Source organism: Acidovorax sp. KNOB132, assembly GCF_057541515.1.
The window spans coordinates 1-5,203 of sequence record NZ_BAAJYT010000249.1 but is presented as its reverse complement, the minus strand read 5'-3'; the positions used below and the strand labels follow the sequence as shown (position 1 = coordinate 5,203).

Annotated in this window: 4 protein-coding genes and 1 pseudogene; 3 read left to right on the top strand and 2 right to left on the bottom strand. The window is 70.7% G+C overall.

Annotation, left to right across the window (positions count from 1 at the left end):
• Positions 1-211: 211 nt before the first annotated feature.
• Positions 212-1,189: a 2-dehydropantoate 2-reductase gene (locus tag AC27IO_RS20125; protein ID WP_284410538.1), complete on the top strand. Its 978-nt coding sequence runs from the start codon at positions 212-214 to the stop codon at positions 1,187-1,189.
• Positions 1,190-1,325: 136 nt separating this feature from the next.
• Positions 1,326-1,934, top strand: a complete 609-nt coding sequence (locus AC27IO_RS20120; protein ID WP_498740417.1) for a glutathione S-transferase family protein — start codon at positions 1,326-1,328, stop codon at positions 1,932-1,934.
• A 127-nt stretch (positions 1,935-2,061) separates the two neighbouring features.
• On the opposite strand, the gene AC27IO_RS20115 is transcribed toward AC27IO_RS20120, so the two are convergent.
• Entirely contained in the window at positions 2,062-3,654 is a 1,593-nt protein-coding gene (locus AC27IO_RS20115) for an ABC transporter substrate-binding protein (RefSeq protein ID WP_498740415.1), read from the bottom strand.
• Positions 3,655-3,812: 158 nt separating this feature from the next.
• On the opposite strand from AC27IO_RS20115, the gene AC27IO_RS20110 reads away from it, so the two are divergent.
• Positions 3,813-4,748 carry a LysR family transcriptional regulator gene (locus AC27IO_RS20110; protein ID WP_284410533.1) on the top strand — a complete coding sequence of 312 codons (936 nt, stop codon included), beginning with the start codon at positions 3,813-3,815 and terminating at the stop codon, positions 4,746-4,748.
• A gap of 19 nt (positions 4,749-4,767) precedes the next feature.
• Here AC27IO_RS20110 and AC27IO_RS20105 read toward each other — a convergent pair.
• Positions 4,768-5,203: pseudogene (locus AC27IO_RS20105) on the bottom strand (hypothetical protein); the annotation flags it as partial.

Here is a 5,203-nt window from a genome sequence, read left to right as displayed (position 1 = left end):
CGTCTTTCCCTCCGCCCCCGGCCGGCGGCGCCGTGTTCGGCGGCAGCACGCCGGCGCCGGCCACCGCGGCCTCCGAGCCGGCCAGCGACGCCAAGTGATCGCGCGCTGACCGCGCCCCTCCTGCCGCCTCCCCCGGCGCACGCCGCGGGGAGCGCTTAACATCCACCGCTTCGCGGCCGTTCGGCCGATCCCTGCAGAGGCGGATGTTTCGATGAAGGCATGTATCTATGGCGCGGGCGCCATCGGCGGCTGGCTCGCCGTGGCGCTGGCGCGAGCAGGCGGCGATGTATCCATGGTGGCGCGCGGCGCCACGCGGCAGGCCCTCGATGCGCAGGGCCTGCGCCTCGTTCAACCCGATGGTTCCGTGCACGCCACGCCGGTGCGCGCGCACGATGATCCGGCCGCCCTGGGCGTGCAGGACCTGGTGGTGCTGGCCGTCAAGGCCCCCGCCCTGCCCGACGTGTCCGCCCGCATCGCGCCGCTGATCGGCCCCCACACGCTGGTGCTCACGGCCATGAACGGCGTGCCGTGGTGGTTCCTCGACGGCTGCGGCGGCCCCGCACAAGGCCAGGCGCTGCAGTCCGTAGACCCTTCTGGCGCCATGGCGCGTGCCGTGCCGGCCGGCCAGGTGATCGGCGGCGTGGTCCACACCAGTTGCTCGCTCGATGCGCCCGGGGTGGTGCGCCACCACTTCGGCAACCGGCTCATCCTGGGCGAGCCCGCCGGCGCGCCCACGCCGCGGCTGCAGGCACTGGCCGACACGCTGCGGCGCGGCGGCATCGAGGCCGAAGTGTCCTCCCGCATCCAGCAGGACGTGTGGTTCAAGCTCTGGGGCAACCTGACGGTCAACCCCATCAGCGCGCTCACCGGTGCCACCACCGACCGCATCCTCGACGACGACCTGGTGCGCACCTTCATCTCCGACGTGATGCGCGAGGCCAAGGCCATCGGCGAACGGCTGGGCCTGCCGATCGACCAGCAGCCCGAAGACCGCCACGCCGTCACCCGCAAGCTGGGGGCGTTCAAGACCTCGATGCTGCAGGACGTGGAGGCCGGCAAGCCGCTGGAGATCGACGCCCTGGTGGGCGCGGTGCACGAGCTGGGCCGCCTCACCGCCGTGCCCACGCCGCACACCGACGCCCTGCTGGGCCTGGTGCGGCTGATGGCGCGGGTGCGTGGCCTGCACTGACGTGCAAAGGCAAGCACATCAAAAACCATAGCAAGACGCCCTAGTACCCATTGCCTTCCCGTGGTTTTTGACTTGAAACCACGAGGCCGCAGGCGGCGGCCGTTCCTTTTCCCATCGCCAACCCACTGGAGCCCCCATGGCCTCGCTGACCCTCTACTACGCCCCCGGCACCTGCGCGCAGGCCGTTCGCATCGCGCTGAACGAAGCCGGCGCCGATCACGCGCTGGAGCGCATGGACTTCAAGGCGCAGCAGCAGCGCACGCCCGAGTACCTGGCCATCAACCCCAAGGGCCGCGTGCCGGCCCTGGTCACCGAGCAGGGCGTGCTGACCGAGACGCCCGCGCTGCTGGCCTATGTGGCCCAGCGGTTCCCTGACGCGCGGCTGGCGCCCACCGATCCCCACGGGTTCGCGCGGATGCAGGAGTTCAACAGCTACCTCGCCTCCACCGTGCACGTGGCCCATGCCCACCGGCCCCGCGCCAACCGCTGGGCCGACGAGCCCGAGGCCATCGCCGCGATGCAGCGCAAGGTCGGCGCCAACATGACCGAATGCTTCGCGCTGATCGAGCAGCAGCTGCAGGGGCCGTGGGTGCTGGGCGACGCCTATTCGGTGAGCGACGGCTACCTGTTCACCATCGGTGGATGGCTGCAAAGCGATGGCGTGGACATCGCCCGGTTCCCCAAGGTGCATGCGCACGCGCAGCGCGTGGCGGCGCGGCCGGCGGTGCAGCGGTCGTTGGATTGATGTCCTGCGGGGGGGGCGGGTGCCGCGCGAGGCGGCGCCCCTCGAGAAAAAGACCCGGGGCCGGGCGGCCCGCGGGGCGGTTCGTGAAGGCCGGGCGCGATGACCGGCAACGATATGGCCTGGCGGCTCAGTTGACCTTCAGCAGGCGCCAGTCGATGCGGTTGTCCGCGCGGTGGATGATCTCCACCTTCTGCGAGGCCGCCCAGGGGATCACCTGGTTGTACAGCGGGATGTGCGAGATGAGCTGGTGGTCCTGCACCAGCGCCTGCTCGATCAGGCTGTTGCGCGTGGCGGCGTCGGTTTCCTTCTTGATGCGCTCGATCAGCGCGTCCTGCTGCGGGTCGCTGAAGCGGCCCAGGTTGAAGTTGCCGTCGCCGCCGGCACCGGGCGAGCGGATCAGCGACTGCAGCGAATAGAACGCGTCGAACGTCGGCACGCCCCAGCCCAGCAGGTAGATGCTGGCCTCGTTGCGCTGGATCATCGGGAAGTACGTGGCGAACGGCAGCGAGCGCAGCCTGGCTTTCACGCCCACCTTGGCCCACTGGGCGGTGATGGCCTGGCACAGCTGCTCGTCGTTGATGTAGCGGCCCGCGCTGCAGGCGAAGTCCACGTCGAAGCCCTGCGGGTAGCCGGCCTCGGCCAGCAGCTTCTGCGCGGCGGCCGGGTCGTAGGGCCAGCGCACGTCGGCCTTCGGGGTCCAGCCGTTCACCTGCCGCGCGATGATCGCGCCGGTGGGCTGGGCCAGGCCGCGCAGCACCACGCGCTGGATGGCGTTGATGTCGATGGCCTGGTAGAGCGCCTTGCGCACGCGCACGTCCTTGAGCGGGTTCTTGCCCTTCACGCTGGAGTTCTGCAGCTCGTCGCGGAACTGGTCCAGGCCCAGGAAGATGGTGCGGTTCTCGGCGCCGTCCAGCACCTTCAGCTGCGGCTGCTGGCGGATGCGGGGCACGTCCTGCAGGCTGGGGTCGAGCACGAAGTCCACCTCGCCCGACAGCAGCGCCGCCGTGCGCGTGGCATCGGACTTGATGGGCGTGTAGACCACGTCGGTCACGTTGCCGCCGAATTGGCCCTTGCCCCACCAGTGGGGATTGGCCGCCAGCACCAGGCGCTGGTCGGGCGCCCAGGACTTGAACACGAACGGGCCCGTGCCCAGCGTGTTGCGGTGGGTGTAGGGCTCGTCGCTGGTCTTGATGTCCTTCGGCGCCGTGGCGTTGTTCTTCTCGGCCCAGGGCTTGCTCATGATGCGCAGCTCGGTCAGCTGGTTGACCAGAACCGGGTTGGGCACCTCGGAGAAGATGTCCACGGTGTTCGCGTCCACCACCTCCACCCGATCGATGCCCTGCGTGTACACCGCGTAGTTGGAGGTCTTGGCCTTGGCGCGCTCCAGCGAGAACTTCACGTCGTCGGCCGTGAGGGCGGAGCCGTCGCTGAACTTCACGCCCTGGCGCAGCGTGATGCGCAGCTGCGTGGGGCTGACCCGCTTCCAGGCGGTGGCCAGCTGCGGCTCGGGCTTGAAGGTCTTGCTGTTGTATTCGACCAGCGTTTCGTACACGGCCGAATGCAGGGCGTTGTTCACGCCCACGTTCTGCGCATGGATGTCCCAGGAGGACACGTCGGCCGAGCGGGCGAAGCGGAAGGTGGCGGCCTGCGCGGCCAGCGGCGTGGCCACGGTGAAGGCGGCAGCGGCCAGGGTGGCCGCGAGGGAAAGCGAAAAACGCATGGTGCAAAGGCCCTGAAGCAACGAAGAGTGCGGCCACTATGCCCGCGGCCCTCCGCGTGGCGAACGACTTTGTGGTTCTAACGTTATGCAGGCCCCGCGGCCGGGTAAATTCAGGGGCCCGTCGCGTTGCCTTCCACCCCTCACACAGGCCATCCCCCATGGGCTCCATCGATCCGCAGGAAAGCACCCCGCAGCTGCTCAACCGGCTGCGCATGCGGCAGGTCGCTCTGATGCTGGCCATCGCCGAGCACCGCACGCTGCGCGCGGCTGCGGGCGCGCTGGGCCTGAGCCAGCCGGCCGCGACCAAGATGCTCCACGAACTGGAGGCCGCCCTCGGCCAGCCGCTGTTCGACCGGGTGGGCCGCGGCCTGCGGCTGAACGCCGCGGGCGAGCGGGTGACCGGCTACTTTCGCAGCATCCGCGGCAGCATGGAAGCACTGAACCGCGAACTCAGCGAGATGCGGCTGGGCAGCGCGGGCAAGCTGTCGGTCGGCAGCATCATGGCGGCCTCGCCGGGTCGGCTGACCGACGCGCTGCTCGGGCTGAAGGCGGTGTTCCCGCTGCTGGCGCTGGAGATCGCCGTGGACACGAGCGACCGGCTGCTGGCGCAGCTGCGCGAGGGCGTGCTCGAAGTGGTCGTGGGCCGGCGTTCCGGCGATTCGGGCCGGGACTGCACCTTCCAGCCCATCGACGGCGAAGGCCTGGCGGTGGTGGTGCGCAACGGCCATCCCCTGGCGGGCAAGGCGCGCGTGGGCTTCGCGGCGCTGCTCGATTTTCCGTGGGTGCTGCAGCCGGCCGGCAGCCCCATGCGCGACCTGATCGCGCAGGAGTTCAAGGACCACGGCGCGGCGCTGCCGCAGGGGCTGATCGAGACCGGCTCCATCCTCACCACCATCAACCTGGTGCGGCGCTCCGAACTGATCGGGGTGATCCCGGAGGCCGTGGCGCAGCGCGATGCAGAGCACGGCCTGCTGCACGTGCTGCCCTACCGCTTCCAGCACACGCTGGAGGCCTACGGCAGCCTGGTGCGGGCCGACCGGCCGCTGAGCCCGCCGGCCCAGGCGTTCCTGCGGCTGCTGCACGCGCCGAAGTAGAACCCGGCCCCCGCGGGCTTCAGCGCGCGCGCAGCAGGCGCACGGCTTCGGGCAGGGAGTTGGCCTGCGGCACGAAGCGGTCGATGGCCGCGCCCAGCACCACCGCGCACAGCAGTGCGCCGAGCAGCGGCTTCCAGGTCAGCCGCACCGCGGCCGAGAGCCAGCCGGCCCGCTCCACGCCCATCGCGGCGCGCGCGGTGGCGTACGAGAACGCCAGTTCCACCGCCACGGCCAGCAGCACATCGAAGCCGAAGTACAGCAGCGCGAGCGCCCCCGCACCCAGCACGATGGCCGCGCCGATGAGGAAGATGGCCACCACGGGCACGATCACCACCGCGCCCTCGTCCGCACCGCTGGCGGCCTCCAGCGCCCCACCGGCCACGTCGCCCAAGCCCTCGCCCAGGCCCTCGCCCAGGCCGCTCCCCACGCCCTCGCCGAAATCGCCGCTCGCCCCG

What these genes read in the sequence shown, in the direction of transcription:
- AC27IO_RS20120 (WP_498740417.1), top strand. Translation starts at nt 1,326, where the DNA reads ATGGCCTCGCTGACCCTCTACTACGCCCCCGGCACCTGCGCGCAGGCC.
- AC27IO_RS20115 (WP_498740415.1), bottom strand. Translation starts at nt 3,654, where the DNA reads ATGCGTTTTTCGCTTTCCCTCGCGGCCACCCTGGCCGCTGCCGCCTTC.
- AC27IO_RS20110 (WP_284410533.1), top strand. Translation starts at nt 3,813, where the DNA reads ATGGGCTCCATCGATCCGCAGGAAAGCACCCCGCAGCTGCTCAACCGG.
- AC27IO_RS20125 (WP_284410538.1), top strand. Translation starts at nt 212, where the DNA reads ATGAAGGCATGTATCTATGGCGCGGGCGCCATCGGCGGCTGGCTCGCC.